Here is a 25,109-nt window from a genome sequence, read left to right as displayed (position 1 = left end):
CGGGAGCCCTCATCGCCCTCGGCCGGTCCCCGTGGTTCCCGATACGCGGGTGCGGATCCCTCGCGGCGGGGCCTGCGGCCGGGAGGAATCCGCCGGGGCCTCCGGCCGGGAGGCGGTGCCTCTCGTGCGAGGGCCCGAGGGCGTCGCTTCGGGGCACCGCCCGGCAGGCCGGCTACGCGGGCCTCATGTCCCGCTCCGCCGGTGTGTGCGCGCAGGGCCGCGGGGCCGGTGTGCGGCGGCGCAGGATCCGGGGCAGGGCGAGGTTGACGAAGCCCTCGGCCTGCATGGCGGCGAGGCCGATGCGGGGGAGGTCGCGGGAAGCGGCGTAGACGACGAAGCGCGGCTCCCAGCGCGGGTTGAACTTGGCGTTGAACTTGTACAGCGACTCGATCTGGAACCAGCGGGACAGGAACACCAGCAGTCCGCGCCAGGCGCGCAGCACGGGCCCGGCGCCGATCTTCTCGCCGCGGGCGAGCGCCGAGCGGAACATCGCGAAGTTGAGCGAGATCCGCTCGATGCCGAGGCGGGGTGACGCCTGGAGCGCCGCCACGATGAGGAGTTCGTTCATGCCGGGGTCGGCGGCGCGGTCGCGGCGCATGAGGTCGAGCGACACGCCGTCCGCACCCCACGGGACGAAGTGCAGGACGGCCTTCAGGTCGCCGTACGGGCCGGGCCGGTCGTCGGCCTTGTGCGCGGTGGCGATCAGACAGTCGCCGTCGGACGGGTCGCCGATCCGGCCGAGCGCCATGGAGAAACCGCGCTCGGTGTCGGTGCCGCGCCAGTCCTCGGCGGCCCGCCGTATCCGGTCCAGTTCTCCTTCGCCGAGGTCACGGATGCGCCGTACCCGGGTCTCGTAGCCAGCGCGTTCGATGCGCTTGACCATCTGGCGCACGTTCCGCATCGCGCGCCCGGACAGGGAGAAATCCGCGACATCCACCACCGCCTCGTCCCCCAGTTCGAGGGCGTCGAGGCCGGTTTCGCGGGTCCACACCTCGCCGCCCGTCTCGGAGCAGCCCATGACGGCGGGCGTCCAGGAGTGCGCCCTGGCCTCGTCCATGAAGCGTTCGATCGCGCCGGGCCAGGCCTCCACGTCGCCGATGGGGTCACCGCTGGCGAGCATCACCCCGGAGACGACCCGGTAGGTGACCGCCGCCTTCCCGCTGGGCGAGAAGACGACCGCCTTGTCGCGACGGAGCGCGAAGTGGCCGAGGGAGTCCCGGGCGCCGTGCTTGTCCAGGAGGACGCGCAGCCGGGCCTCGTCGTCCTCCGTGAGGCGGGCGGCGGGGTGTTCGGGCCGGAAGGCGAAATAGATGGTGGTGACGGCGGTCAGCCAGCCGAGCGCGCCGAGGGAGAAGGCGACGGTCCAGGAGGTGGGTCCTGCGTAGTCGACGGGGCCTTCGAAGCCGACCAGGCCGTACAGGACGTGGCTGATGCGGTCGGCCAGGCTCGGGTCGCCGATCATGCGGTCCTCGTGGACGCTGACGATGACGAGTCCGAGGGCGAGGGAACCGGCACCCATGAGCACGAAGTTGGCGAGCGCGCGCCAGCGGCTGCGCGGATCGGGCAGCGCCGCGAACTCGCCGCGGTTGCGCAGCAGCGGTGCGAGCAGCGCGGCCGAGATGACGACGCCGATGACCGAGTGGCGGTACGCGAACTGCGCGACGGCACCCGCGGGGAGCAGCAGGACCGCGGCGCGCCACGCCCTGCGCTTGCGGCGGCGCAGCCCGTGGGCGAGCAGCAGCAGGAGCACGCCCGCGCTGAGCGACAGCGCCGCGGCGAAGGGCCCGAACGCGCCGGGCAGCACCTCGGCCAGGGCGTGCATACGGCTGTGACGGAAGCGCGGGAAGACGCCCGCGGCGATGTCCAGCAGACCTACGAGGGTGCAGGCCCTGGCGACCAGGGCGGGGACGGCCTCCGGGCTCGGACCGCGGAGTATGCGCCGCGTCCGTCCTGTTCGGCCTGGAACCCCACCCGACAATTCCCCATCTATCCTGACAGACATCGCATCCCGTGGTTCTGCGAGAGACCTTGAATCCGGTGCCATTCCGGCATCCGGCGACATTGCGCCCTCTAGGACGGTGTCTTGGGGGGACAGGTTCACTCCCTTCCGGAAAGCCGGTTCAAAAGGCAAGGAAAGTCCAGGGCAAGGCCTCGCCAATGAGCGGGACGGACCCGGACGGAAAGCGCAGGCGGAACAACCCATGGGTCTCACGAGCAACAAAGTGCTGGCATTGGTGATCCTGATCGCCGTGCTGCTGTTCATCGGCACGGTGTGGTGGTGGCCGCGGCTCGCCCGGAGCACCTGGTGGTCCGTCAGCGGGCGTGTGGGGCTGCTGCTGGCCACCCAGGTGACGCTGTTCGCCTCGATCGGCCTGTGCGCCAACCAGGCGTTCGGGTTCTACGCCAGCTGGGCGGATCTCCTCGGCCGGGAGAAGGGCGAGGGTGTGGTCGTCGACCACAACGGCGCGGGCGGTCCGGGCGGCGGCCCCCTCCAGGTGCTGGACACCGAGCAGGTGGCCGTCTCGGGCGGGGCCCGGCCGCAGACCGGCGGCCAGATCCAGAAGATCGACATCGTCGGCCGTACGACCCGTATCGCCTCACCCGCGTATGTCTACCTGCCGCCCGAGTACTTCCAGCCGCAGTACCGCACCCGTACGTTCCCGGCCGTCACCGTGCTGACCGGCTATCCCGGCACCGCCCAGGCGCTCGTCAAGGCTCTGCACTTCCCGCAGACGGCGAATCGTTTGGTCAGGAACGGCAGGATCCAGCCGATGATCCTCGTCATGCTGCGGCCGACCGTCGCTCCCCCGCGGGACACCGAGTGCGTGGACATTCCCGGCGGTCCGCAGACCGAGTCGTTCTTCGCCAAGGATCTCCCCGAGGCCGTATCGGACCACTACAGGGTGGGCCGAAACCCCAGGAGCTGGGGCATCGTCGGCGATTCGACGGGCGGATACTGCGCCCTCAAACTCGCCCTCCACCACCCCGGGGTGTACGCCGCGGGCGCCGGCCTGTCGCCGTACTACAAGGCGCCGATCGACCGCACGACGGGCGACCTCTTCCGCGGCGACAAGGCATTGCGCAATGCCGCCGACCTGCGCTGGTACCTGAAGAACAAGCCCGCGCCCGACACCTCACTGCTCGTCAGCAGCAGCAGGACGGGTGAATCCAACTACAAGGCCACGCTGGACTTCATAGACCTGGTGAAGTCCAGACGGCTCACCAGGATCTCGTCGATCATCCTCGACAGCGGCGGCCACAACTTCAACACCTGGCGGCGGGAGATCCCGGGGACACTGCAGTGGATCAGCGGGCGGCTGAGCGAGCGCTGACGGGTGCCGCGCCGCCAGGACTCCGACCGTGCGGTACCGGCGCGTCGGCTCGTGCCGGCCCCGACGCGCCGAGCGGACGAATTAGGGTGCTCGGCACGGAGAAATGTCGCCCCTCGGGGAAATGTCGCGCCTCGATGATTCCGATTCGGTGAACCGTCCGGAGCCGTCGGAATTGATCGAGGAGCCGGCGTGACCGGGGGACGTGACGGGCCTTGCGGCACAAGCGGTGTGTTCTGTCGACGGTTGGTACAGGACAAAGGTTCCGGGGTGACTGTGTTTTTACCGTGTGGGGCACCAAGATTCGCCTACGCGCGGTAAGTTTCTGGCCATGCCACGTGGACGCCACCGCCATTCCCCGCCCTTGCACAGGGTGCTGCCTCCTTCGGCGATCGCCGGCGTGTCGCTCGTCTGCGCCGTAGGGCCCTGGCTGTTCACGGATGCGTTCGCGCTCCGTGTCCTGGCCGCGGCTGCCGCGGTGACGGCGGTCGCCGGTGCGGTCGTCATGCGCCAATGGGACACCTCGGCGGGCAAACGCGTCGCCGACCTCACGCGCGCGCGGGCGAGCGACGAGTGGCGCCATGAGGAGCGCATCGCCGAACTGGAGACAGACCTCGACGAGTCGCGCGAACTGCGCGTCAAGCTGGAGCAGAAGCTGCGCGCCAAGCGCACCGAACTGGCCGGCCTGCGCAATGAGCACGCGGCGCTGCTGCGGCGGTACGCCACGGCGGAGACGGAGCGGGCGACGGCCCTGGAGGGGCGTCGGCAGCTCGCCATAGAGGCCTCGGTGCCGGCCCGCGCCCTGCCGGCCGCGCGGACGGCTCCGGACGCGGTGGAGACCACCGACACGCCCGACTCCCCCGACACGCCGGATTCCCCGGACGTGACGGACTCCCCCGAAGCGGTGGACGCGCCGGACACGCCCGAGGCCGTAGAGACGTCCGACGAACCCGACGCGTCGGGCGAGCCGGAGGAAACCGAAGCGTCGGGAGGGTCCCGGGGCGCGCTGTCCGTCGCCGTGAGCGGGGCGGAGGCCATCGAGGCCTTCATGGCGCCCGACGACGACACGGACTCCCTCGAAGCGGACGCGGAGGCGCCGGCGGAGTCCGGCGCCGAGGCCGAGGTCGAGGCAGAGGCCGGAACGGACGAGTCTCCCGAGGTCTTCTCCCCGGCCGGGTCGTCGCTCTTCCTGCGGGCCGGAGCGGCGCTGAGCCGGATCGGGGGCAGCGCTCAAGAGGCCGAGGGTGCCAAGGCCAAGGCCAGGACGGTCTCGGGGTCCGTGGCCCTCGCGCTGCCGGACGCGGAGCCCGATGCGGATCCCGACCCCGACGACGCCGTCCCGGCTGCCGCACCCGACGCCGACCCGGCGACGGCCGAGTCCCCGAACAGCGTGTCCGCCCGCCGTGGGTCCGCGCTCGACGCGGCCGTCAAGCGGGATGCGGCCGCGAAGAAGCGCGCGGCGATGCAGAAGGGCGCGGTCGCGACGAAGGAACTCGTGGCGACGAAGGAACTGGTCGCGGCGAAGGACGCGGTCGCGAACGGCGAGGCCCCGAAGGGTGCTTCGGCCACCGAGACGGGTCCGTCCGCGGCGTCCGTCGCGGAGGCGGGTGGGGCGCAGGGGAAGCCCGAGGCGGTCGGCGAGCATCAGCGCGCGGCCGCCGAGGCCGAGCCGACGCAGCCCGCCCCGTCCGGTACGTCCACCACGTCCCCCCGGGCCGAGGTGGCACAGCCGGTGCGGGCGCCGCATCCCGCCAAGCCCGCCCAGCGGTCCGGGCACTTCACCGTGCCGACGGCGGTGGCCGTCGTCCCGCACACCGCGCCGGTGCGACGCCCCTCGGTCGAGGGAGGGTTCGACTTCTTCGGTACGCAGAAGGAGGCGTCCGACGCCGCCGCCATGGAGGCCATGCAGAACGAGGACCTGGCCGATGTGGTCGGCCAGGAGGCGCTCGCGTTGCACAAGGCCGAGGCCGAGTCCGGGTTCAAGCCCGCGAGCGAGGCCTCGCGCGGTGCCGACCGCCAGGTCATCGACCTGACCGCGCACGACGAGACCGAGCACATCAACATGACGGGGCTGCGGAGCGCGGTGTCCTGAACCACCCGCTCGCCGGGCGGACGTAACGCGGTGAGGGCAGTGGCGGTTGCCACTGCCCTCACCGCGTTACGCCGCCACGGCCCTCACCCTGAGCGGGCCTCAGGCCATCCACCGGTCCGGCCGGGCCTCCCGCCGTCCCGTGCGGGACCGGTCCGCCTGCGCCTGGAGCAACTTCCTCGCCTCCGCGGCATCGCGCAGCCGTGCCGACACCGTCTTGCCGGCGCCGGCGTCGATGTGGACGTCGGCGAGTCCCTTGAAGCGCTGCCAGGGCCCCTGGGTCAGCCGTACGCTCTGCGCCTTCGCGTGCGGGACGAGGGAGAGGCGGCGCCGCAGCAGCCCGCGGCGGGCCGCGAAGACCGTGTCGGTGACGGCGAGTCCGTACCCGCGCCACCAGAACGGCACGCACCAGCCGGCCCGCCGCGGCGGCCGGTCCAGGGACGCCGGAACGGTCACCCCGGGGAGCACCGCGGCGATCACGGCCTCGGCGACCTCGCGCGGAGCGACGGGCACGAGGACCGAGTTCGACGACCCGGCCACGTCCAGCTCGACGCGCACCCATCTGCCCCGCCACAGCAGGGGTTCGACGATCCGTACGGTCTGCACGCGTCCGGGCGGCACCGTCTCGTGCGTACGGTCCAGGAGCCCGTGGTCGATACGGAGGCCGTCGGGCGACTCGCCCACCGTCCAGTCGTACTCGCCGACGAACCGCCCCACGCTGCTCGCGCCCGCCGCGCCGAGCAGCGGCAGTCCGGTCGCGAGGACCGTCCACACGCTGTGCGTGGCGAGCCACAGCAGGGTGGGCACGACGAGGGCGGCGGCCAGCGAGCCCCAGGTGGCGCCGGTGAGCAGCAGGGAGGCGGCGAGGACGCCGGGCGGGACGTGCAGCAGCCGGCGGACCGGTGCCTCGCCCACCTCGCGGGCGGCCTCGGGCGCGAACCCGGCGGCCCGGGCGAGGAGTTCGGCCCGCAGCCGCCGGGCCTCGCCCTCGCCCAGGTAGGCCAGTTCGTCCTTCTTGTCCGCCCCGACGACATCGAGCTTGAGCTTGGCGACGCCCGCGACACGGGCCAGCAGCGGCTGGGTGATGTCGACGGCCTGCAGCCTTTCGAGCCGGATGTGCGCGGTGCGGCGGAACAACAGGCCGGTACGGATGCGCAGTTCGGTGTCGGTCACCGCGAAGTGGGTGAACCACCAGCTCAGGAAGCCGTAGAGGGCGGCGCCCGGGACGATCACGGCGAGTCCGAGGAGCAGCGCGGTCGTGGTGAGTCTGGTGAGCTGTTCCTGCGCCTGGCTGGGGTCGTGGACGGCCCAGCCGGCGAGCACGGCGACCGGTGCCCAGGCGCGCCGGAACGGGGTCACGGGGTGCAACCGCCGCTCGGACAGCGGCTGTTCCTCCCGTACGGAGCTGTCGCCGTCCGGCAGGGCCGCCGTGCCGGAGGGAACGCCGGCCGTGGCGGACGGGTGCCCCGGGGAGTCGGGGGAGGCCGGGGAGTCCGCGCTCACAGTCCCGCCGATCGTGCCTCGCCGAGTTCGGTCAGCCGGTCCCGCAGCCGCTCGGCCTCGGCCGGGTCGAGCCCCGGGATGCGCGCGTCGGTCGCCGCGGCGGCCGTGTGCAGCTGCACGCCGGCGAGCCCGAAATGGCGTTCGAGAGGCCCGGAGGTCACCTCGACGAGCTGCATGCGCCCGTACGGCACCACGGTCTCCTCACGCCACAGCACACCCCGGCTGATCAGCAGGTCGTCCGCGCGTTCGGCGTACCGCCAGGAGCGCCAGTTGCGCCCCAGCATGCGCCAGCCCCACGCGGCCAGCGCGACCGGCAGCAGCGCGAAGGCCGCCCAGCGCGGACCGGCGAACACGGCGAGGAGCAGTCCGACGGCGATCGTCAGGAGTCCCAGCCACACCACCAGCAACAGCCGTCGCATCCGCAGCAGCCCCGGAGGCAGCCCGGTCCAGACCGGCTCCCCCGTCGCGCTCTCGTCGGTCCGCGTGCTCCCCGTCTCCATGACGCAAGCGTACGTACGAGAGACTGTGCCCATGACTCCCACGACGGAGACCATGGTCGGTATCGGCGGCGCTGCCGAGAGCACCGACATGGTGCTCAACATCGGCCCCCAGCACCCCTCGACCCATGGCGTGCTGCGCCTGCGGCTCGTCCTCGACGGCGAGCGGATCCAGCACGCGGAGCCGGTCATCGGCTATATGCACCGCGGCGCGGAGAAGCTCTTCGAGGCGCGTGACTACCGCCAGATCATCATGCTCGCCAACCGTCACGACTGGCTGTCCGCCTTCTCGAACGAGCTGGGTGTCGTCCTGGCCGTGGAGCGGATGCTCGGCATGGAGGTCCCCGCGCGCGCGGTGTGGACGCGCACACTCCTGGCGGAGCTCAACCGCGTCCTGAACCATCTGATGTTCCTCGGCTCGTACCCCCTGGAGCTGGGCGGGATCACCCCGATCTTCTACGCCTTCACGGAGCGCGAGGAACTCCAGCACGTCATGGAGGAGGTCTCCGGCGGGCGCATGCACTACATGTTCAACCGCGTCGGCGGCCTCAAGGAGGACCTCCCGGCCGGATGGACCACACGCGCGCGTGCCTGCGTCGCCGCGCTGCGCTCGCGGATGGGCGTGTACGACGACCTGGTGCTCGGCAACGAGATCTTCCGGGGGCGTACGCGCGGTGTGGGCGTCCTCTCCGCGCGGGCCGTGCACGCGTACGGCGTCAGCGGCCCCATCGCGCGCGCCTCCGGTGTCGACTTCGACCTGCGCCGCGACGAGCCCTACCTCGCGTACGGCGAGCTCCAGGACACCTTGAGGGTCGTCACGCGCGAGGAGGGCGACTGTCTGGCCCGCTTCGAGTGCCTCCTGGAGCAGACGCACGTCGCCCTGGACCTCGCGGACGCCTGCCTCGACCGGCTCGCCGAGCTGCCGCCCGGCCCGATCAACCAGCGCCTGCCGAAGGTCCTGAAGGCGCCCGAGGGGCACACGTACGCCTGGACCGAGAACCCGCTCGGCATCAACGGCTACTACCTCGTCAGCAAGGGCGAGAAGACCCCGTACCGGCTGAAGCTGCGCTCCGCCTCCTTCAACAACATCCAGGCGCTCACCGAACTGCTGCCCGGGACGCTGGTCGCGGACATGGTGGCGATCCTGGGGTCACTGTTCTTCGTGGTCGGGGACATCGACAAGTAGGGCATCGCGCAGGACGGCGTTCCCGGCGTCCGGAGCGTCCGGGGTGTCCCGGAGCACGTCGGGGAGGCCGACGGGCTGGAGCAGCCAGCCGAAGCCGCCCAGCCCGCCCGGCGCGGTGAGTTCCGCCGCCGCGCCGGCGCCCGCCAGGGCGCGCACATAGGCGGCCGGGTCCGTCGAGGCCAGGGCGAGCGGGGGACGCGCGCCGCTCACGCCCAGCGCGCGCAGTGCCGCGCGCTGGGTCACCACGCGTGCCCCGGGCAGCGCGCACGCGTCGAGCGCCACATGCGCGGTGATGTCGCACGACCCGTCCGGCACCGGCGCCGTCTCGCGCCCCTCCAGGAAACCGGTGAGCGTCCCGAAGGGCGGCCGTCCGCCCGCGAAGTGCGCGTAGTCCACGGCGACGGCGAGACCCCGGTCGAGCGTGGACACGGCGGAGGCCCAGGCGAGGTCCCGGGGGAGCCCGATCTCGGCACGGGCGCCCTCGGCGGGCACGGGGGGCTCTTCGGGAGACCTGCGCGCTCCCTGAGCGTCCGGTGCTTCCTGTGCTTCCTGTGGGGCCGTGCCGGCCGGCCACGCTCCCGGTGCCGGGGTGCGGCCGGGCCGCGCTCCGGCCGGCGGCCACCACCAGGTCCGCAGCCACCGCGCGTCCGCCCCGGTGACGGCCTCCCCGAGACGCTCGGCTCCGTCGCCGCGTACGAGGACCCGTCGCGGCACTCCGTCCGGGCCGACCTCGGCGACGTCCACGGGCACGTTGTCCAGCCACTCGTTGGCGAACAGCAGCCCGGTGACCCCCTGCGGGGGCTCGGCGAGCCACGCGATCCGCGGGTCGAGACCGGCCGGCCGCCCGGCCAGCTCGACCGCGTACCCGCGCGCGCGGGAGGCCACGTCGGCGGGGAGGGCGGCCAGGACGCCGGTCACCAGCTCGCCGCGGCCGGCCGCCATGTCGACGAAGGCCAGCGCCTCCGGGCGGCCGAGCGCCGCGTCGACACGGCACAGCAGCCGCGCCACGGCGCCCGCGAACAACGGCGACGCGTGCACCGAGGTCCTGAAGTGTCCCGCCGGTCCCTCGGGCCTCCGGTAGAAGCCGGAGGGGCCGTACAGCGCCTCCTCCGTAGCCTCGCGCCACCCACGCCACTCGCCCGTCGCCGCACATTCCACCGGGCCAGGCTAAGCGTCCCGGAGCGGGGGGCCTCCACCTTGGGGAGTACGAGGGGCGGTCCCGGATCGATCCTCCGGCTGACCCCTGCACGCTGCACGCTTCCCTACTCTGGGTTACGTGCAGCGCCTCTATGACTTTCTCCGCAGGTACCCGACATGGGTCGACAGCTTCTGGGCCGTCGCCCTGCTCGGGATCTCCGGGGTGAGCATCAGCAATGTCAACGGAGCCGCGGACCAGCGGGGGTCGGTCGCCGCGGCGCTCCCGATCGCCGTCGTCATGAGCCTGGTCGTCGCGCTGCGCCGCCGTATGCCCGAGAAGATGCTGATCCTGGCCGTGGCGGCAGGCCTCGCCCAGCTCGTCCTGGACGTCCCCTCGGCGCCCGAGGACTTCGCGATGCTGGTGATCATCTACACCGTCGCCGCGGACGGCGCCCGCTGGGCCTCCCGGTTCGCGCTGATCGGCGGGCTGTGCGCGGGCACGCTCTCCCAGATCCGCTGGCCCACGCACGAGACCGGTGGTCTCGGCGGTGTCCTCATAGCGATCTTCCAGACCGTTCCGTTCGCGCTCGCCTGGGTGCTCGGCGACTCGATCCGCACCCGCCGCGCCTACCTCGCGCAACTGGAGGAGCGTGCCGCCCGTCTGGAGAAGGAGCGCGAGGCGCAGGCCAAGGTCGCGGTCGCCGCCGAGCGCGCCCGGATCGCGCGCGAGCTGCACGACGTGGTCGCGCACAACGTCTCGGTGATGGTGGTCCAGGCCGACGGCGCCGCGTATGTCATGGACACCGCCCCGGACCAGGCCCGCAAGGCGCTGGAGACCATCTCGGGGACCGGCCGCCAGGCCCTCGCCGAGATGCGCCGGCTGCTCGGCGTCCTGCGCACCGGCGAGCACCAGGAGGGCGGCGAGTACGTGCCGCAGCCGGACGTCGAACAGCTCGACGACCTCATCGAGCAGTGCCGCACCTCCGGACTCCCCGTCGACTTCAAGGTGGAGGGCACCCCGCGCCCGCTGCCCAGCGGCGTGGAGCTCACGGCGTACCGCATCGTGCAGGAGGCGCTCACCAACACCCGCAAGCACGGGGGACCGAACGCGGGTGCGAGCGTCCGCCTGGTCTACTTCGACGACGGCCTCGGTCTGCTCGTCGAGGACGACGGCACGGGCGCGCCCCACGAGCTGTACGAGGAGGGCGGCTCCGACGGGCAGGGCCACGGCCTGATCGGTATGCGCGAGCGCGTCGGCATGGTCGGCGGCACCCTGGACGCGGGACCGCGGCCGGGCGGAGGCTTCCGCATCAGCGCCCTGCTGCCGCTCAAGGCGGCCCACTGACACCTGTACACACCCGATCCTTACGAATGATTCCCCCGAATGATCCTTACGAAGTGAAAGGCCCCCGATGGCGATCCGCGTGATGCTCGTCGACGACCAGGTGCTGCTGCGCACCGGCTTCCGGATGGTGCTCGCCGCCCAGCCGGACATGGAGGTCGTGGCCGAGGCGGGCGACGGCGTCGAGGCCCTGCAGGTACTGAGCGCCACCGAGGTCGACGTTGTCCTGATGGACGTCCGCATGCCCAAGCTGGACGGCGTGGAGACCACCCGCCGCATCTGCTCGGACCCGAACCCGCCGAAGGTGCTGATCCTCACCACCTTCGACCTCGACGAGTACGCCTTCTCCGGACTGAAGGCCGGCGCCTCCGGCTTCATGCTCAAGGACGTGCCCCCGGGCGAACTGCTCGCCGCCATCCGGTCCGTGCACAGCGGCGACGCCGTGGTCGCGCCGTCCACCACCCGGCGTCTGCTCGACCGGTTCGCGCCGCTGCTGCCCAACGCGGGCAGGGAGCCCCAGCACAAGGGTCTCGAGCGGCTCACCGAGCGTGAGCGCGAGGTCATGATCCTTGTCGCGCAGGGCCTGTCCAACGGGGAGATCGCGGCCCGCCTCGTCCTCTCCGAGGCCACCGTGAAGACCCACGTCGGGCGCATCCTCACCAAGCTGGGGCTGCGCGACCGGGTCCAGGTGGTCGTGCTCGCCTACGAGACGGGGCTCGTCCGCGCGGGCGGTCTCGGCTGACGCCCCGTCGGCTCCCGGCTGACGGCCGGGGCGGGAGCGTGACCGGGACGTGACCGGCGCCCACTAGGGTCTGCCCATGCTCCTGTGGATCAACGGCCCCTTCGGGGGCGGCAAGACACAGACCGCACACGAGATCCAGCGCCGGCTGCCCGGCAGCGTCATCTGCGATCCGGAACACGCCGGCTTCGGCCTGCGCCGCATGCTTCCGCCCGAACTCCGCGGCGACTTCCAGGACTTGGTGACCTGGCGGCAGGGCGTCGTCGAGGTGCTCGACCTCGCGCTCGGCAAGCGGGACGGTGTGGTCATCGCTCCCATGACGGTCACGAACCCCGTGTACTTCGCGGAGACGGTCGGACGGCTGCGTGAACTGGGCCACGACGTACGGCACTTCGCGCTGCTGGCCGAGCGCGAGACCGTACTGGGGCGGCTGCGCGAGCGCGGCTTCGGGCAGCTTCTGCGCTACGTCGCCGGAAAGGACGCTCCGCTGCGGCGCGAGAGCTGGGCCGTGCAGCAGCTCGACCACTGCCTGGAGCGGCTGCGCGAGCCGGAGTTCGCCGAGCATCTGTGGACCGACCAGACGACGGTCGCCAAGACCGCCGACCGCATAGCGGTCCTCGCGGGACTGACGCTCACGCCGAACCGGGACGGGGCCCTGCGCGGACGTCTGCGGCGAGCGTGGACGAGCGCGCGCCACATCCGCTTCGACTGAGCCGGCCGTACGCGCCGATGAGCCGGCCGTACGCGCCGAGGGCGTGGGTGCGTCCCCGCGCTTGGGCGGCGCCCGCGTGCCGGGGGAGCGGTGTTCCGGCGTGCCCTGTGCCCCTGTGCCCGCATCGGTGTGCCCGCGCGCCGACGCCGGGCCCTAACGCAGGATGCCCTCCAGGAAATCGCTGCCCAGCCGGGCCACCACGCCGACGTCGAGCTGGTGCAGCACGTATCGGCCGCGGCGCCGCGTGGTGATCAGGCCCGCCTTCTTGAGCACGCTCAGGTGCCGGGATATCTCCGGTGCGGTCATGCCGTGCGCCTGGGCCAGCTCGCCGGTGGTGTAGGCGCTGCGGGCCAGGTGGCGGCAGATGCGCATCCGGACCGGGTGGGACAGGGCGGCCATCCGCAGCGTGAGCTGCTCGACGGAGGGCGGGGCGGCGAGCTCGGGAGAGCTGACCGGGTAGTGCAGCACCGGCTGCCACCGGTACCGGTACAGCACCATCAGGTGCGGGCGGCCGAGGCTGGTGGGGACGAGGAGCAGACCGCTGTCCGCCGTGACCGTGCGCCCCTCGGTCAGCTTGTCGACGGTGATGCGCCGCGCCCCCTCGTCCAGGGACAGGGCGGACGACACGGAGGCCAGCGCCTCGGACAGGCCCTTGTGCCGGAGCAGATCCGTCTTGTGCCGGGCCTCCGCGGCGAGCGGCTGGCGCAGCCGGGACCAGGTCTCGGCGAAGAAGGCCTCGTCGCAGTCCTCCAGGAACTGCCGCAGCCAGGCCCGCACGCCCGGCGGGTCCGTCAGCAGCCGCTCGGTGAACCGTGTCTGCTGCGGCCCGCGCGAGGCGGCCAGATCGACGGCGCGCCGCCGCACCTCGGGGTCGGAGAGCGCGTGCGGCCCCTCGGAGCTGTAGGCCAGCGCGCAGGTGAACTCCAGGGCCGCGTCCACGAACTGCTCGTCCGTGAGCTTGTCCAGCAGGTCCAGGTCCTCGGCGAGCGTCGCGCCCGGCAGCGAGGCCCCGCCCGGGACGCCCGCACACGCCAGGAACAGGTCCGAGAACGTCGTACGCCAGAGGAAGTCCGCCTCGCACATCCGGTCCGCGAGATGGGGATCGAGCCCGGCCGTCACCCCCGTCACCCAGCCCTGCAGTCCGGGGTGGTGTGCCGGTTCGGCCAGTGCGTGCAGCGCCATCCCCAGCTCGGCCAGCGGCGAGGGCACGACGGCGATCCGCTCCGGCCGCAGCCCGCCGATGTCGATGTGCACGCTCATGTCCCCATGGTGCACCGCGCCACCGACAACGGCCGCCGTCGATTGACGGTGACCGTCAATCGGGGCGGCAGCCGTTGTGATCAGGTGCGATCGGGCGCAACCTGGGACGACCGGGGCAGTCCGCGCGGGGCCTACGGATCCCATCCCTCGTCCCGAGAGGCGATCGGTCATGAGCATCACCCAGCAGTACCTCCTGGACACCTACCGGGCCTCGCGGCACGGGGAAGCGGCACCTCCGGCACCCGGCAGCCACGACTGGGAGGTCGCGCGGGAGCTGCGCGACTACCGGCAGTTCCGGGCCGTCGTGGCCGGACACCCGGCCCACGGCCGGATACGCGGCGCCCTGAGGCGGTGGCTGCACGGACAGCGCCGGCACCCGGCCCACTGAGGTCTTCGCCCCCGAGCCGTCCGGTGATGCCGAGCCGTCCGGTCGTCGCGAGCTGTCCGGTGATGCCGTGCCGTCCAGGTGATCCCGGGCTATCCGGTGATCCCGTCCGGCAGTCGCTCCACGAACGTCCGCACCGCCGCCTTCACGTCGTCCGCCGTCCACTCCAGAGCCGGACCGGCCACCGTGACCTCGGTGTACGCGAGTCCGGGGCCGCCCCGGTTCCAGCCCTGGGCGAAGAGGCCCGTCCCCGTCTCCTCGACGTGCCGCAGCGCCGCGTCCCCGAGGACGTCCGGCTCGTACGGCAGCCAGATCTGGAACTCGTGGGTGTGCGGCTCCTCCGGGTGGACGCGGACCCACGGGACCCCTGCCTCTGTGAGGCCCTCGCGCAGGGCGCGGGCCACCACGCGCGCGTGGGCGACGTAGTCCGGCAGCCGGGGCAGCTCCCGCTCCAGGCCGATCAGTGCCGACAGGACGGTCGGGAACTGCTGGATGATCATGCCGCCGTACCGGTGCCGCCAGGTCTTCGCCTCGTCCACGAGCGTCTTCGGCCCCGCGACGGCGGCACCGCCGAAGCCGCCGAGCGACTTGTAGAACGAGACGTACACGCTGTCCGCGAGGCCCGCGATCTCGTTCAGGGGGCGGTCGAAGTGCGGGGTGCACTCCCACAGCCGGGCCCCGTCGAAGTGGACCACCGCGTCGCGCTCCCGGGCGGCCTCCACGACCTCGGTGAGCTCCTCCCAGGTGGGCAGGACGAAACCGGCGTCCCTGAGGGGCAGCTCCAGCAGCAGCGCTCCGAACGGCTCGGGGAAGTCCCGCACCTCCTCGGCGGTCGGCATCCGGGGCTCGTTCGTCAGACGGACCGGACGCAGGCCGCTGACCTGGCTGAACGCCTGCCGCTCATGGACTTCGGGGTGGTTGAGGGGGTGCAGCGCCACGGTCGTGTCCCCGGTCCGGCCCGCCCAGCAGCGCAGGGCGACCTGCTGGGCCATGGTCCCCGTCGGGAAGAAGGCCGCCGCCTCCATGCCCAGCAGCGCGGCGACCCGCTCCTCCAGAGCCTCGACGAGGCCGTCGCCGTACATGTCGACCCGCTCGTCGAGGTCGTACACCTCGCCTGCCGCCTCGCTCAGCCAGGCCAGGCGCTCGCGGAGCGTCTGCTGGTGGCCGGGCCGCCACAGCACCCGCTCGGCCGCCTTCCAGGCGGCCACGCGCCGCTCGAACCGCTCCTGGTCGGGAGACCGCTCCGCCCGCTCCTCCTCGGGAGACGACGCGGCCGTCTCCTCCCCGGCCCGTTCCGCAGGCTCCGTACCGCTTCGTGCCGCCGTATCACTCATCCCAGGATGATGTCCCGAGCCGGCCCGGTCGGTCACGCGATTTCCGTGCGCCGGTGACCTGCGGAAATCTCGTTCACGCGGTCGGTGCAGGTCGGGTGCCCGCGGCCTGCGGAAACCCACAGCCTGTGGACGGCCGAACTGCCCCCGAACCAATCGCGTTAACATGACGAGAAATCGTCCGGTACCCGGAGCGGACTGGAACGGAAGGCCGCCGTCGAGTGAGTACGTATCCCCAGACAGAGCCCAAGGACCGCCCCGCGCGGCTGACCGTCGGCGTCGTCGGCGCCGGCCGCGTCGGACCCGCGCTCGCCGCGGCGCTCCAGCTCGCCGGACACCGCCCGGTGGCCGTCTCCGGCGTCTCCGACGCCTCCAGGCGGCGGGCCGCGCAGCTCCTGCCCGACGTGCCGCTGGTGTCCCCGGCGCAGGTCCTGGAGCGCGCCGACCTCGTGCTGCTGACCGTTCCGGACGACGCTCTCCCCGGGCTCGCCGAAGGGCTCGCCGAGACGGGCGCCGTCCGCCCCGGCCAGCTCATGGTGCACACCTCAGGGCGGTACGGCACGCGGGTGCTCGACCCGGCCCTCAGGGCGGGCGCCCTGCCGCTCGCGCTGCATCCCGCGATGACGTTCACGGGGACCCCCGTCGACGTCCAGCGGCTCGCCGGATGCTCCTTCGGGGTCACCGCGCCCGAGCAGCTCCGGCTGGCCGCCGAGGCCCTCGTGATCGAGATGGGCGGCGAGCCCGAGTGGATCGCCGAGGAGTCCCGGCCGCTCTACCACGCGGCCCTCGCGCTCGGTGCCAACCACCTGGTGACCCTGGTCGCCGAGTCGATGGAGCTGCTGCGCACGGCCGGTGTGGAGGCCCCCGACCGGATGCTGGGCCCGCTGCTCGGCGCCGCTCTGGACAACGCGCTCAGGTCGGGCGACGCGGCCCTGACCGGACCCGTGGCGCGCGGGGACGCGGGCACGGTCGCCGCGCACGTCGCCGAACTGCGCGAGCACGCCCCGCAGACCGTCGCCGGCTATCTGGCCATGGCCCGCGCGACCGCCGACCGCGCGCTCGCCCACGGACTGCTCAAGCCGGAACTCGCCGAGGACCTCCTGGGGGTTCTCGCCGACGGGACGGACGGGACCCAGGGGACCGAGGGAGACGCCCGATGACCACCGCCCTGCTGCGTACCGCCGACGAACTGTCCGCGCGGGCCCGGACCGGCCGCAGAGCCGTGGTGATGACCATGGGCGCCCTCCACGAGGGTCACGCCACCTTGATCCGCACCGCCCGCGAGGTCGCGGGCGAGGGGGGCGAAGTGGTCGTGACGGTCTTCGTGAACCCCCTTCAGTTCGGTCAGGGCGAGGACCTCGACCGCTACCCGCGCACGCTCGACGCCGACCTGAAGATCGCCGAACAGGCGGGCGCGGACGTGGTGTTCGCCCCTGCCGTCGAGGAGGTCTACCCCGGCGGCGAGCCCCAGGTCCGGATCTCCGCGGGACCGATGGGCGAGCGTCTGGAGGGTTCCGTGCGGCCCGGCCACTTCGACGGCATGCTCACCGTCGTCGCCAAGCTGCTGCACCTCACCCGGCCCGATGTGGCGCTGTTCGGCCAGAAGGACGCCCAGCAGCTCGCCCTGATCCGGCGCATGGCGCGCGACCTGAACTTCGGCGTGGAGATCGCCGGCGTCCCCACCGTGCGCGAGGAGGACGGACTCGCCCTCTCCAGCCGCAACCGCTACCTCTCGGCCGAGGAGCGGCGCACCGCGCTCGCCCTCTCGCAGGCCCTGTTCGCGGGCCGCGACCGGCACGCGGCCCAGGAGGCGCTGCGCGCGCGGGCCCTCGAAGTGCCCGCCACACGCGCGCGTGCCGAGGCACTGAGCGCCATAGGCGAGTCGCGGGCCGCGGCCGACGCGCACGCCGTCGCGAAGGCCGTCCCCGGCTGGCCGGGCGGCGTCCGCTCGGCGGCCCGGCTGGTCCTGGAGGAGGCGGCCCGCCTGAAGCCGCCGCTGGTCCTGGACTATCTCGCTCTCGTCGACCCCTCCGACTTCACGGAGATCCCGGACGACTTCACCGGCGAGGCGGTCCTCGCCGTCGCCGCCCGGGTCGGGACGACCCGGCTGATCGACAACATCCCCCTCACCTTCGGAGCCGCCTCGTGACCGGCAATGGCACAGGTTCAGACACAGCCAAGGGCACCGGCATACGACTGCACGCGCCCGCCCCCGGCTGGTCCCTCACCGCGGACGTCGTGATCGTCGGATCCGGCGTCGCCGGTCTCACCGCGGCGCTGCGCTGCCAGGCGGCCGGGCTGAGGACCGTCGTCGTCACCAAGGCGCGCCTGGACGACGGTTCCACGCGCTGGGCCCAGGGCGGCGTCGCCGCCGCCCTCGGCGAGGGCGACACCCCCGAGCAGCACCTCGACGACACCCTGGTGGCGGGCGCGGGCCTGTGCGACGAGGAGGCCGTACGCATCCTCGTCACCGAGGGCCCCGACGCCGTCCGCCGGCTCATCGAGACCGGCGCCCACTTCGACGAGTCCTCCGAGGGCAGGCTCGAACTCACCCGCGAGGGCGGCCACCACCGGCGCCGCATCGCGCACGCCGGCGGTGACGCGACCGGCGCCGAGATCTCCCGGGCCCTCGTCGAGGCGGTCCGCGCGCGGGGCCTGCGCACGGTCGAGAACGCGCTCGTCCTCGACCTCCTCACGGACGCCGACGGCCGCACCGCGGGCGTGACCCTGCACGTCATGGGAGAGGGCCAGCACGACGGGGTGGGCGCCGTGCACGCCCCCGCCGTGGTCCTCGCGACGGGCGGCATGGGCCAGGTCTACTCCGCGACCACCAACCCGTCGGTCTCCACGGGCGACGGTGTGGCCCTCGCCCTGCGCGCGGGCGCCGAGATCTCCGACCTCGAATTCGTGCAGTTCCACCCGACCGTGCTGTTCCTCGGGCCGGACGCGGAGGGCCAGCAGCCGCTGGTCTCCGAGGCGGTACGCGGCGAGGGCGCCCATCTGGTCGACGGTGACGGCGTGCGCTTCATGGTGGGCCAGCACGAACTGGCCGAGCTGGCGCCCCGGGACATCGTCGCCAAGGGCATCACGCGCCGGATGCAGGAGCAGGACGCCGAGCACATGTTCCTCGACGCCCGGCACTTCGGCGCCGACATGTGGGAGCACCGCTTCCCCACGATCCTGGCCGCCTGCCGCGCCAACGGCATCGACCCGGTGACCGAGCCCGTCCCGGTCGCCCCCGCGGCGCACTACGCCTCCGGAGGCGTACGGACCGACGCCCGGGGCCGCACCACGGTCCCTGGCCTGTACGCGTGCGGCGAGGTCGCCTGCACGGGCGTCCACGGCGCCAACCGGCTCGCCTCCAACTCGCTTCTCGAAGGCCTTGTCTACGCAGAGCGGATCGCCGCCGACATCGTGGCGAGCCACGCCGAGGACGGTCTCCACGCGCGCGTGCCCGAACCCGTCCCGCACCCCGAGAAGCCCGCGCACCCGCTGCTCGCCCCCGAGGACCGGTTCGCGATCCAGCGGATCATGACCGTGGGCGCCGGTGTGCTGCGCTCCGCCGAGTCCCTCGCGACCGCGGCCGACCAGCTCCAGCGGCTGCACACCGACGCGCGGGACGCCCTCGACGAGAACGGCAAGACCTCCGAGCCCGGCGTCGACACCTGGGAGGCCACCAACCTGCTGTGCGTGGCCCGTGTCCTGGTCGCCGCCGCCCTCCAGCGCGAGGAGACCCGGGGCTGCCACTGGCGCGAGGACCACGCCGACCGGGACGACGCCCGGTGGCGCCGTCACATCGTCGTACGGCTGAATCCCGACCGGACGCTCGCGGTCCGGACCACCGATACCGCAGACTTCCCCCCGACATCCCGGCAGCCCCACGCGGCGCCCCAGTCCCGTCCCCAGGAGCAGTGACCGAAGTGAGCACCCACGACCTTCCCCTCGCCCAGAGCGGCGGCTGCGGCGACGGCTGCGGCTGCGGCGCCGACACGGACGAGGCGTACATGGAGTGCGGCCTCGATCCCGCGCTAGCCCAGCTCCTCGCCGACGCCGGTCTCGACCCCCTGGAGGTCGAGGACATCGCGAACGTGGCGATCCAGGAGGACCTCGACCACGGGGTGGACGTGACGACGGTCGCGACCATCCCCGAGGACGCCGTCTCCACCGGCGACTTCACCGCCCGGGACGCGGGCGTGGTCGCGGGTCTGCGGGTCGCCGAGGCGGTCATCTCCGTGATCTGCACCGACGAGTTCGAGGTCGAGCGGCACGTCGACGACGGCGACCGCGTCGAGGCCGGCCAGAAGCTGCTGACCGTCACCACGCGCACCCGCGACCTGCTGACGGCCGAACGCAGCGCCCTCAACCTCCTGTGCCGCCTGTCCGGCATCGCGACCGCCACGCGCGCGTGGGCGGACGCCCTGGAGGGCACCAAGACCCGGGTGCGGGACACCCGCAAGACGACGCCGGGTCTGCGCTCCCTGGAGAAGTTCGCGGTGCGCTGCGGCGGCGGCGTCAACCACCGCATGTCGCTCGCCGACGCCGCGCTGGTCAAGGACAACCACGTGGTCGCCGCGGGCGGCGTGGCACAGGCCTTCAAGGCCGTACGGGAGATGTTCCCGGAGGTCCCGGTCGAGGTCGAGGTCGACACCCTGCACCAGCTCCGCGAGGTCGTGGACGCGGGCGCCGACCTGATCCTGCTGGACAACTTCACGCCCCTGGAGTGCGAGGAGGCGGTGGGCGTCGTCGAGGGCCGGGCCCTCCTGGAGGCGTCCGGGCGGCTCACCCTCGACAACGCCGCCGCGTACGCGCGCACGGGCGTCGACTTCCTGGCCGTGGGCGCGCTCACGCACTCCTCCCCGATCCTCGACATCGGTCTCGACCTGCGAGCGGCGGAGTAACCGCGACCATGCTGCTGACCATCGACGTAGGCAACACCCACACGGTCCTCGGCCTCTTCGACGGGGAGGAGATCGTCGAACACTGGCGCATCTCCACCGACTCGCGCCGGACCGCCGACGAGCTCGCCGTGCTGCTCCAGGGCCTCATGGGCATGCACCCGCTGCTCGGCGAGGAGCTCGGCGACGGCATCGACGGCATCGCGATCTGCGCCACCGTGCCCTCCGTGCTCCACGAGCTGCGCGAGGTGACGCGGCGCTACTACGGCGATGTCCCCGCCGTCCTCGTCGAACCCGGCGTCAAGACGGGCGTGCCGATCCTCACGGACAATCCCAAGGAGGTCGGCGCCGACCGGATCATCAACGCCGTGGCGGCCGTCGAGCTGTACGGCGGACCGGCGATCGTCGTCGACTTCGGTACCGCGACCACGTTCGACGCGGTCAGCGCGCGGGGCGAGTACGTCGGCGGCGTCATCGCCCCCGGCATCGAGATCTCCGTCGAGGCGCTCGGCGTCCGGGGCGCGCAGCTCCGGAAGATCGAGGTGGCGCGGCCGCGCGCGGTGATCGGCAAGAACACCGTCGAGGCGATGCAGTCCGGCATCATCTACGGGTTCGCGGGCCAGGTCGACGGGGTCGTGACCCGGATGGCGCGCGAGCTCGCCGACGACCCCGAGGACGTGACCGTCATCGCCACGGGCGGGCTGGCTCCGATGGTCCTCGGCGAGTCCTCGGTGATCGACGAGCACGAGCCGTGGCTGACGCTGATCGGGCTGCGCCTGGTGTACGAGCGGAACGTCTCGCGCATGTGAGCTCCGCCCGCGCGCTTGATGGAGCCGGAACCGAAGGGGCCCCGCGAACGCGGGGCCCCTTCGGCGTCGATTTCGGCGGGCGGTGGCCGACGGTGGGGGTCCTTCCGGAATCCGATTCGGAATTCCATGGCCTGCATTCCGTGGTCGACGGCGTCTCTCGGTCACGGAGTTCTCGGTCCCGGCGTTCTCGGTCCTGGCGTTCTCAGGCACGGCGTTGTCAGGCACGGTGTTCTCGGCCCCGCTGTTCTCGGCCCGCTGTTCTCGGTCGGGGCGTTCCGGCGACGGCGCGTCCCGGGGACGTGACTCCACGAAAGCAGGACGCGCCACATTTCTACCGCTATGCGGATTTTGTCTGATTAGCGCGTATCGTCGCCGCATGCCCACGCCCTACGGATCCCACGGCGGTATGGCGTTCGGTGCGGAGGAGCTGCGTGTGCTCCGTCGTGCCCTCGCCCTCGCCCTGCACCCCAGTCCCGTCTCGGCCGAGGACGTCCAGGACTGCCTCCGCCTCGCCGAGTCCGTCGACGAGGCGGCTCGTGAGGGAGCCAGGCTCCGGGCCTTCCTGCTGGCCGACCTCACCCGGTACCGGGCCGCGCTGCCGGGCACCGCCGCCGGCTACCTCGTTCTCCTGGAGGAGGTCCTCACCTCCGGCTACCGGCCGAACCCGGACGACCTCGCCGCGCTCCGCGCGCTGCGCGGCAACCCCACCGCGGCCGCGCTCCTGGACCGCTGCCGGGTCCTCGCCGAGCAGGACGTGCGCGCCCGGCTCGCGGGCCGCGTGGTCGCCTCGGTCCCCTCGTCCCGCACCCGGCTGCTGGCCCTGCCCGGGGGTCGTGCCGCCGGGGAGCCCGACAAGAAACCCGAGCCGAAACCGCAGTCCCAGCCGCCGGTCGGGACGCCGCGCCCGGACCGTCCCATCCCCACCCCGGGCGAGGTCTTCCCGCCGCGGCGCAAGCCAGGACCGCCTCCGGCGAACCCGCCGCAGCAGCTCGCGGCGGGCTAGCTACTCTGGAGCCATGGACTATGTCTCCGCGCTCGTGCCCCCGGTAGTGATGGCCGTGTTCTTCATCGGGCTCATCGTGACGATCGTGAAGAGTCAGGGCGGGGCCAACAAGGCCAAGGAGGACGGTGTCGTCGACGCCGCCCTCGCGCGCGTGGAGGCCGCCCAGCAGGCCTCGGCCCCCAAGGACGCCGGGGCCTGAGCCCCCCGGGCGGCCCCGCGAACACCCTTCGGCGTACGGCAGTCCCGCGCCGGCGGGCGCTGTCATCGGCGTACGACTCGGACGTTTCATACGTTCTTCGAGTCGTACGCCCTTTTTGTTGACCATCTCCCACTATTGTTCTGAACTGTGCCTCGCCCATTGGGAGAACTCGAAGACGCGGTCATGACGCGGGTGTGGAAGTGGAACCGCCCGGTGACCGTTCGGGAAGTCCTGGAAGACCTTCAACAGGAACGGTCCATCGCGTACACCACGGTGATGACCGTTTTGGACAATCTCCATCAGAAGGGCTGGGTGCGTCGCGAGGCGGAAGGCCGGGCCTATCGATATGAGGCCGTCTCCACACGCGCCGCCTACTCGGCGGCCCTGATGAACGACGCCTGGTCGCAGAGCGACAACCCGGCGGCCGCTCTCGTCGCCTTCTTCGGGATGATGAGCGAGGAACAGCGGGTCGCGCTCAGGGATGCCGTACGCATGGTGCAAGGGCCCGAACCCCAAGCCCCCGAAGCCGCCGAAAGGCCACCGGTGCCCGAGCCCTCCGAGGAGAACCCCGCCGCCGACGGGGGCGCCTCCGGGCGATAGCGTCCGCTCATGCCAGCAGAGCATCCCGCGGAGGTTCCGGCAGAGCTTCCGGCGCAGCATCCCGAAGTCACCGCGAAAGCCGTCACCGTCCGGCGGGCCAGGACCGGCGATGTCGCGGCGGTACGCCGACTCCTCGACGCGAACGTGCGCCGCCGTATCCTGCTCGACAAACCCACGGTCACCCTTTACGAGGACATCCAGGAGTTCTGGGTCGCGGAACGCGACGACAACGCCGAGGTGGTCGGCTGTGGCGCCCTGCATGTGATGTGGGAAGACCTCGCGGAAGTCCGCACTCTCGCGGTGAACCCCGTGGTCAAGGGCCTGGGCGTCGGTCATCAGTTGCTGGAGAAGTTGCTGCAGACCGCTCGGTGGCTCGGCGTTCGACGGGTTTTCTGTCTGACCTTCGAAGTCGGCTTCTTCGCGAAGCACGGCTTCGTGGAGATCGGTGAGACACCCGTCGACACCGATGTCTACGCCGAGCTCCTGCGTTCCTATGACGAGGGCGTGGCGGAGTTCCTCGGTCTCGAACGGGTGAAACCGAACACCTTGGGCAACAGCCGGATGCTTCTGCATCTGTGATCGCCCCCGGCTATTCCGGCGGAGTGCGTTGCCCACGTTCCCTATGTCCGAAACGCGCACGTTTCCGGGCGGGCGGTGTCCAGTGAGTCTCTGCCAGGGGTTTGTGTTTTTCCAGCAAAAGCGGTTTGCTTTCCGACGTACTGCAGTACTGCATATAACAAGGGACGGCGAAACGGCGGACGCCGCGGGCCCTCCTTGCCCTGAAGTTATCGATGAAAGGAAATCCGGTGGCACAGAAGGTTCAGGTCCTTCTTGTCGACGACCTCGACGGTGGCGAGGCGGACGAGACGGTGACGTTCGCGTTGGACGGCAAGACGTACGAAATCGATCTCACGACCGCCAATGCGGACAAGCTCCGTGGCCTTCTCGACCCCTACGTGAAGGGTGGCCGTCGTACCGGAGGCCGTGCTTCGGGCGGACGCGGAAAGGCCCGCGCCGCTTCCGGTGGCAGCCAGGACACGGCGCAGATCCGCGCCTGGGCCAAGGAGAACGACTACGAGGTCAACGACCGCGGCCGCGTTCCCGCGTCCATTCGCGAGGCCTACGAGAAGGCCAACGGCTGAGCGCACGCTCGGCGCAGCCTCATCCGATGGCACTGTGTCGCCATCGTCTGCACCAGTCGTACGAGATCGGGGGCGCCCCCAACGCCCCCGCCGACGGCCCTGCCACCCAGCGCCGACAGCGTCGGCAGTTCCGGCTCCACCTCGCGGCCGGGCTCCGGGGGGCGCAGCCAGCGGGCGGCCCCTCGTGGGCCCCTCTGCGTTTCCGGACCGGTCAGGAGTCGGTCCTCGGGACGGGCTCGCGGGTGGTCCTCGGACGGGTCCTCGGGCCGGTCCCCGCATCCGGCCGGCCGCGGAGCACGGGGGCCCGGCGAGGCCGGAGCCCCGAAGCCCGGCGCCGCGGAGCCGGCTGCGCGGTCCCGTGCCGGCGTCACCGTTCCGCGCTCCCGCGCCACCGGGACGCCGAGATCCGGCGGTGGGGGAGCCTCGATGCTTCCGTCCGCGCCGATCGCCGTGAGATCCAGCGCGAGAGCGCCCCATTCCAGCCAGTCGAGCAGCCCCGGCAGCTCCTCCGCGCTTCCGGCGGCCACCAGCAGCCGCATCCGCTCCCCGTGCAGCGCCACCGGAGAGGCGGGCCCCAGATGCCGAAGCGCCGCGAATCCCGCCTCCGCGGGCACCTCCAGGACGTCGAAGCGCAGCCCCGTGACGAGCCGTACCGGCGACCCGGGCACTGCCGCCCATCCCAGTTCGTTCTCGTACCACTGGTGCACCGGATCGACCGGATCACCGGGATCGAACGGCCGACGAGCGACAGGGACGGTGGAAACCATGCAACGAGCAACCGCCACAAGAGCCCCGGAGTTACGCTGGGCATTTAAGCGAACGCACAGAGTTCCGGGAAGAGGGGCGTGCGGGAGCGTTCGGCCGGGCATGGATGTTCGCCCGTAGCTGAGGGAACCGGTGCGCGCGGCATGGAGTGTCCGTGCGTACGGGTAAGACATCCCTAGTGGGAGG

24 protein-coding genes are annotated in these 25,109 nt (G+C 72.3%); 17 read left to right on the top strand and 7 right to left on the bottom strand.

Going from position 1 to position 25,109, the window contains the following annotated elements; genetic code table 11:
• Window positions 1-172: 172 nt before the first annotated feature.
• Entirely contained in the window at window positions 173-2,002 is a 1,830-nt protein-coding gene (locus ACIQRL_RS07265) for a phosphatidylglycerol lysyltransferase domain-containing protein (RefSeq protein ID WP_401328305.1), read from the bottom strand.
• Window positions 2,003-2,201: 199 nt separating this feature from the next.
• Here ACIQRL_RS07265 and ACIQRL_RS07260 point away from each other — a divergent pair, with 199 nt between their 5' ends.
• Entirely contained in the window at window positions 2,202-3,332 is a 1,131-nt protein-coding gene (locus ACIQRL_RS07260; RefSeq protein ID WP_401328303.1) for an alpha/beta hydrolase, read from the top strand.
• Window positions 3,333-3,660: 328 nt separating this feature from the next.
• Entirely contained in the window at window positions 3,661-5,421 is a 1,761-nt protein-coding gene (locus ACIQRL_RS07255; RefSeq protein ID WP_401328300.1) for a hypothetical protein, read from the top strand.
• Window positions 5,422-5,520: 99 nt separating this feature from the next.
• Here the strand turns inward: ACIQRL_RS07255 and ACIQRL_RS07250 are convergent, their stop codons facing one another.
• Both ACIQRL_RS07250 and ACIQRL_RS07245 read right to left on the bottom strand, forming a co-directional pair.
• Window positions 5,521-6,840, bottom strand: a complete 1,320-nt coding sequence (locus ACIQRL_RS07250; protein WP_401329514.1) for a PH domain-containing protein — start codon at window positions 6,838-6,840, stop codon at window positions 5,521-5,523.
• A gap of 77 nt (window positions 6,841-6,917) precedes the next feature.
• A complete protein-coding gene (locus ACIQRL_RS07245) occupies window positions 6,918-7,421 on the bottom strand; it encodes a PH domain-containing protein (protein WP_401328297.1) in 504 nt (167 codons plus the stop codon).
• Between ACIQRL_RS07245 and ACIQRL_RS07240 the strand changes: the two genes are divergently transcribed.
• Window positions 7,420-8,604, top strand: a complete 1,185-nt coding sequence (locus ACIQRL_RS07240; RefSeq protein WP_401328295.1) for an NADH-quinone oxidoreductase subunit D — start codon at window positions 7,420-7,422, stop codon at window positions 8,602-8,604. The two genes, ACIQRL_RS07245 and ACIQRL_RS07240, sit on opposite strands and share 2 nt — an antisense overlap.
• Here ACIQRL_RS07240 and ACIQRL_RS07235 read toward each other — a convergent pair.
• Window positions 8,569-9,762, bottom strand: a complete 1,194-nt coding sequence (locus tag ACIQRL_RS07235) for an SAM-dependent methyltransferase (RefSeq protein WP_401328292.1) — start codon at window positions 9,760-9,762, stop codon at window positions 8,569-8,571. The two genes, ACIQRL_RS07240 and ACIQRL_RS07235, sit on opposite strands and share 36 nt — an antisense overlap.
• A gap of 118 nt (window positions 9,763-9,880) precedes the next feature.
• Here ACIQRL_RS07235 and ACIQRL_RS07230 point away from each other — a divergent pair, with 118 nt between their 5' ends.
• The 3 genes from ACIQRL_RS07230 (at window position 9,881) to ACIQRL_RS07220 (ending at window position 12,534) form a co-directional block, all read left to right on the top strand.
• Complete coding sequence (locus ACIQRL_RS07230) at window positions 9,881-11,086, top strand: sensor histidine kinase (protein ID WP_401328289.1); 1,206 nt, start codon at window positions 9,881-9,883, stop codon at window positions 11,084-11,086.
• Between the two features lie 67 nt (window positions 11,087-11,153).
• Window positions 11,154-11,825: a response regulator gene (locus tag ACIQRL_RS07225; RefSeq protein WP_401328286.1), complete on the top strand. Its 672-nt coding sequence runs from the start codon at window positions 11,154-11,156 to the stop codon at window positions 11,823-11,825.
• 76 nt (window positions 11,826-11,901) lie between these two features.
• On the top strand, window positions 11,902-12,534 hold the full coding sequence (locus ACIQRL_RS07220) for an AAA family ATPase (RefSeq protein ID WP_401328283.1): 633 nt from the start codon (window positions 11,902-11,904) through the stop codon (window positions 12,532-12,534).
• Between the two features lie 153 nt (window positions 12,535-12,687).
• Here ACIQRL_RS07220 and ACIQRL_RS07215 read toward each other — a convergent pair whose 3' ends face one another.
• Complete coding sequence (locus ACIQRL_RS07215; RefSeq protein ID WP_401328280.1) at window positions 12,688-13,794, bottom strand: DUF5937 family protein; 1,107 nt, start codon at window positions 13,792-13,794, stop codon at window positions 12,688-12,690.
• A 169-nt stretch (window positions 13,795-13,963) separates the two neighbouring features.
• Here ACIQRL_RS07215 and ACIQRL_RS07210 point away from each other — a divergent pair, with 169 nt between their 5' ends.
• The gene (locus ACIQRL_RS07210) at window positions 13,964-14,182 is read left to right on the top strand and encodes a hypothetical protein (RefSeq protein ID WP_401328278.1); all 219 of its coding nucleotides are present in this window, start codon (window positions 13,964-13,966) and stop codon (window positions 14,180-14,182) included.
• Window positions 14,183-14,271: 89 nt separating this feature from the next.
• Here ACIQRL_RS07210 and ACIQRL_RS07205 read toward each other — a convergent pair whose 3' ends face one another.
• Window positions 14,272-15,513 carry a threonine aldolase family protein gene (locus ACIQRL_RS07205; protein WP_401328275.1) on the bottom strand — a complete coding sequence of 414 codons (1,242 nt, stop codon included), beginning with the start codon at window positions 15,511-15,513 and terminating at the stop codon, window positions 14,272-14,274.
• Between the two features lie 218 nt (window positions 15,514-15,731).
• Between ACIQRL_RS07205 and ACIQRL_RS07200 the strand changes: the two genes are divergently transcribed.
• The 10 genes from ACIQRL_RS07200 (at window position 15,732) to ACIQRL_RS07155 (ending at window position 24,158) form a co-directional block, all read left to right on the top strand.
• A complete protein-coding gene (locus tag ACIQRL_RS07200; RefSeq protein WP_401328273.1) occupies window positions 15,732-16,670 on the top strand; it encodes a Rossmann-like and DUF2520 domain-containing protein in 939 nt (312 codons plus the stop codon).
• Complete coding sequence (panC, locus tag ACIQRL_RS07195) at window positions 16,667-17,659, top strand: pantoate--beta-alanine ligase (protein ID WP_401328270.1); 993 nt, start codon at window positions 16,667-16,669, stop codon at window positions 17,657-17,659. Before ACIQRL_RS07200 ends, panC begins: the two co-directional genes overlap by 4 nt.
• Window positions 17,656-19,425: an L-aspartate oxidase gene (locus ACIQRL_RS07190; RefSeq protein ID WP_401328267.1), complete on the top strand. Its 1,770-nt coding sequence runs from the start codon at window positions 17,656-17,658 to the stop codon at window positions 19,423-19,425. Before panC ends, ACIQRL_RS07190 begins: the two co-directional genes overlap by 4 nt.
• A 5-nt stretch (window positions 19,426-19,430) precedes the next feature.
• Window positions 19,431-20,408: a carboxylating nicotinate-nucleotide diphosphorylase gene (gene nadC / locus ACIQRL_RS07185; RefSeq protein WP_401328265.1), complete on the top strand. Its 978-nt coding sequence runs from the start codon at window positions 19,431-19,433 to the stop codon at window positions 20,406-20,408.
• Window positions 20,409-20,416: 8 nt separating this feature from the next.
• Complete coding sequence (locus ACIQRL_RS07180) at window positions 20,417-21,214, top strand: type III pantothenate kinase (RefSeq protein ID WP_401328262.1); 798 nt, start codon at window positions 20,417-20,419, stop codon at window positions 21,212-21,214.
• 406 nt (window positions 21,215-21,620) lie between these two features.
• On the top strand, window positions 21,621-22,217 hold the full coding sequence (locus ACIQRL_RS07175) for a hypothetical protein (protein ID WP_401329511.1): 597 nt from the start codon (window positions 21,621-21,623) through the stop codon (window positions 22,215-22,217).
• A 13-nt stretch (window positions 22,218-22,230) separates the two neighbouring features.
• Complete coding sequence (locus ACIQRL_RS07170) at window positions 22,231-22,416, top strand: hypothetical protein (RefSeq protein WP_328554209.1); 186 nt, start codon at window positions 22,231-22,233, stop codon at window positions 22,414-22,416.
• 183 nt (window positions 22,417-22,599) lie between these two features.
• Complete coding sequence (locus ACIQRL_RS07165; protein WP_401329508.1) at window positions 22,600-23,016, top strand: BlaI/MecI/CopY family transcriptional regulator; 417 nt, start codon at window positions 22,600-22,602, stop codon at window positions 23,014-23,016.
• Between the two features lie 9 nt (window positions 23,017-23,025).
• Entirely contained in the window at window positions 23,026-23,595 is a 570-nt protein-coding gene (locus ACIQRL_RS07160) for an amino-acid N-acetyltransferase (RefSeq protein WP_401328260.1), read from the top strand.
• Window positions 23,596-23,822: 227 nt separating this feature from the next.
• On the top strand, window positions 23,823-24,158 hold the full coding sequence (locus tag ACIQRL_RS07155) for an Lsr2 family protein (protein ID WP_401328257.1): 336 nt from the start codon (window positions 23,823-23,825) through the stop codon (window positions 24,156-24,158).
• Here the strand turns inward: ACIQRL_RS07155 and ACIQRL_RS07150 are convergent.
• Window positions 24,137-24,925, bottom strand: a complete 789-nt coding sequence (locus tag ACIQRL_RS07150; protein WP_401328254.1) for an SCO3374 family protein — start codon at window positions 24,923-24,925, stop codon at window positions 24,137-24,139. The two genes, ACIQRL_RS07155 and ACIQRL_RS07150, sit on opposite strands and share 22 nt — an antisense overlap.
• Window positions 24,926-25,109 lie beyond the last annotated feature (184 nt).

The organism is Streptomyces sp. NPDC091209, from assembly GCF_044757755.1.
In the GTDB taxonomy this organism is placed as follows: domain Bacteria; phylum Actinomycetota; class Actinomycetes; order Streptomycetales; family Streptomycetaceae; genus Streptomyces.
The sequence above is the reverse complement of the archived record's forward strand: the minus strand, read 5'-3'. Positions and strand labels throughout refer to the sequence as shown.

Excerpts from the sequence above, each read along its gene's own strand:
- ACIQRL_RS07215 (WP_401328280.1), bottom strand. The coding sequence starts at position 13,794 with ATGAGCGTGCACATCGACATCGGCGGGCTGCGGCCGGAGCGGATCGCC.
- ACIQRL_RS07210 (WP_401328278.1), top strand. The coding sequence starts at position 13,964 with ATGAGCATCACCCAGCAGTACCTCCTGGACACCTACCGGGCCTCGCGG.
- ACIQRL_RS07180 (WP_401328262.1), top strand. The coding sequence starts at position 20,417 with ATGCTGCTGACCATCGACGTAGGCAACACCCACACGGTCCTCGGCCTC.
- ACIQRL_RS07175 (WP_401329511.1), top strand. The coding sequence starts at position 21,621 with ATGGCGTTCGGTGCGGAGGAGCTGCGTGTGCTCCGTCGTGCCCTCGCC.
- ACIQRL_RS07260 (WP_401328303.1), top strand. The coding sequence starts at position 2,202 with ATGGGTCTCACGAGCAACAAAGTGCTGGCATTGGTGATCCTGATCGCC.
- ACIQRL_RS07225 (WP_401328286.1), top strand. The coding sequence starts at position 11,154 with ATGGCGATCCGCGTGATGCTCGTCGACGACCAGGTGCTGCTGCGCACC.
- ACIQRL_RS07150 (WP_401328254.1), bottom strand. The coding sequence starts at position 24,925 with ATGGTTTCCACCGTCCCTGTCGCTCGTCGGCCGTTCGATCCCGGTGAT.
- ACIQRL_RS07170 (WP_328554209.1), top strand. The coding sequence starts at position 22,231 with ATGGACTATGTCTCCGCGCTCGTGCCCCCGGTAGTGATGGCCGTGTTC.
- ACIQRL_RS07255 (WP_401328300.1), top strand. The coding sequence starts at position 3,661 with ATGCCACGTGGACGCCACCGCCATTCCCCGCCCTTGCACAGGGTGCTG.
- ACIQRL_RS07205 (WP_401328275.1), bottom strand. The coding sequence starts at position 15,513 with ATGAGTGATACGGCGGCACGAAGCGGTACGGAGCCTGCGGAACGGGCC.
- ACIQRL_RS07160 (WP_401328260.1), top strand. The coding sequence starts at position 23,026 with ATGCCAGCAGAGCATCCCGCGGAGGTTCCGGCAGAGCTTCCGGCGCAG.
- ACIQRL_RS07240 (WP_401328295.1), top strand. The coding sequence starts at position 7,420 with ATGACGCAAGCGTACGTACGAGAGACTGTGCCCATGACTCCCACGACG.
- ACIQRL_RS07245 (WP_401328297.1), bottom strand. The coding sequence starts at position 7,421 with ATGGAGACGGGGAGCACGCGGACCGACGAGAGCGCGACGGGGGAGCCG.
- ACIQRL_RS07265 (WP_401328305.1), bottom strand. The coding sequence starts at position 2,002 with ATGTCTGTCAGGATAGATGGGGAATTGTCGGGTGGGGTTCCAGGCCGA.
- ACIQRL_RS07220 (WP_401328283.1), top strand. The coding sequence starts at position 11,902 with ATGCTCCTGTGGATCAACGGCCCCTTCGGGGGCGGCAAGACACAGACC.
- ACIQRL_RS07165 (WP_401329508.1), top strand. The coding sequence starts at position 22,600 with ATGACGCGGGTGTGGAAGTGGAACCGCCCGGTGACCGTTCGGGAAGTC.
- panC (WP_401328270.1), top strand. The coding sequence starts at position 16,667 with ATGACCACCGCCCTGCTGCGTACCGCCGACGAACTGTCCGCGCGGGCC.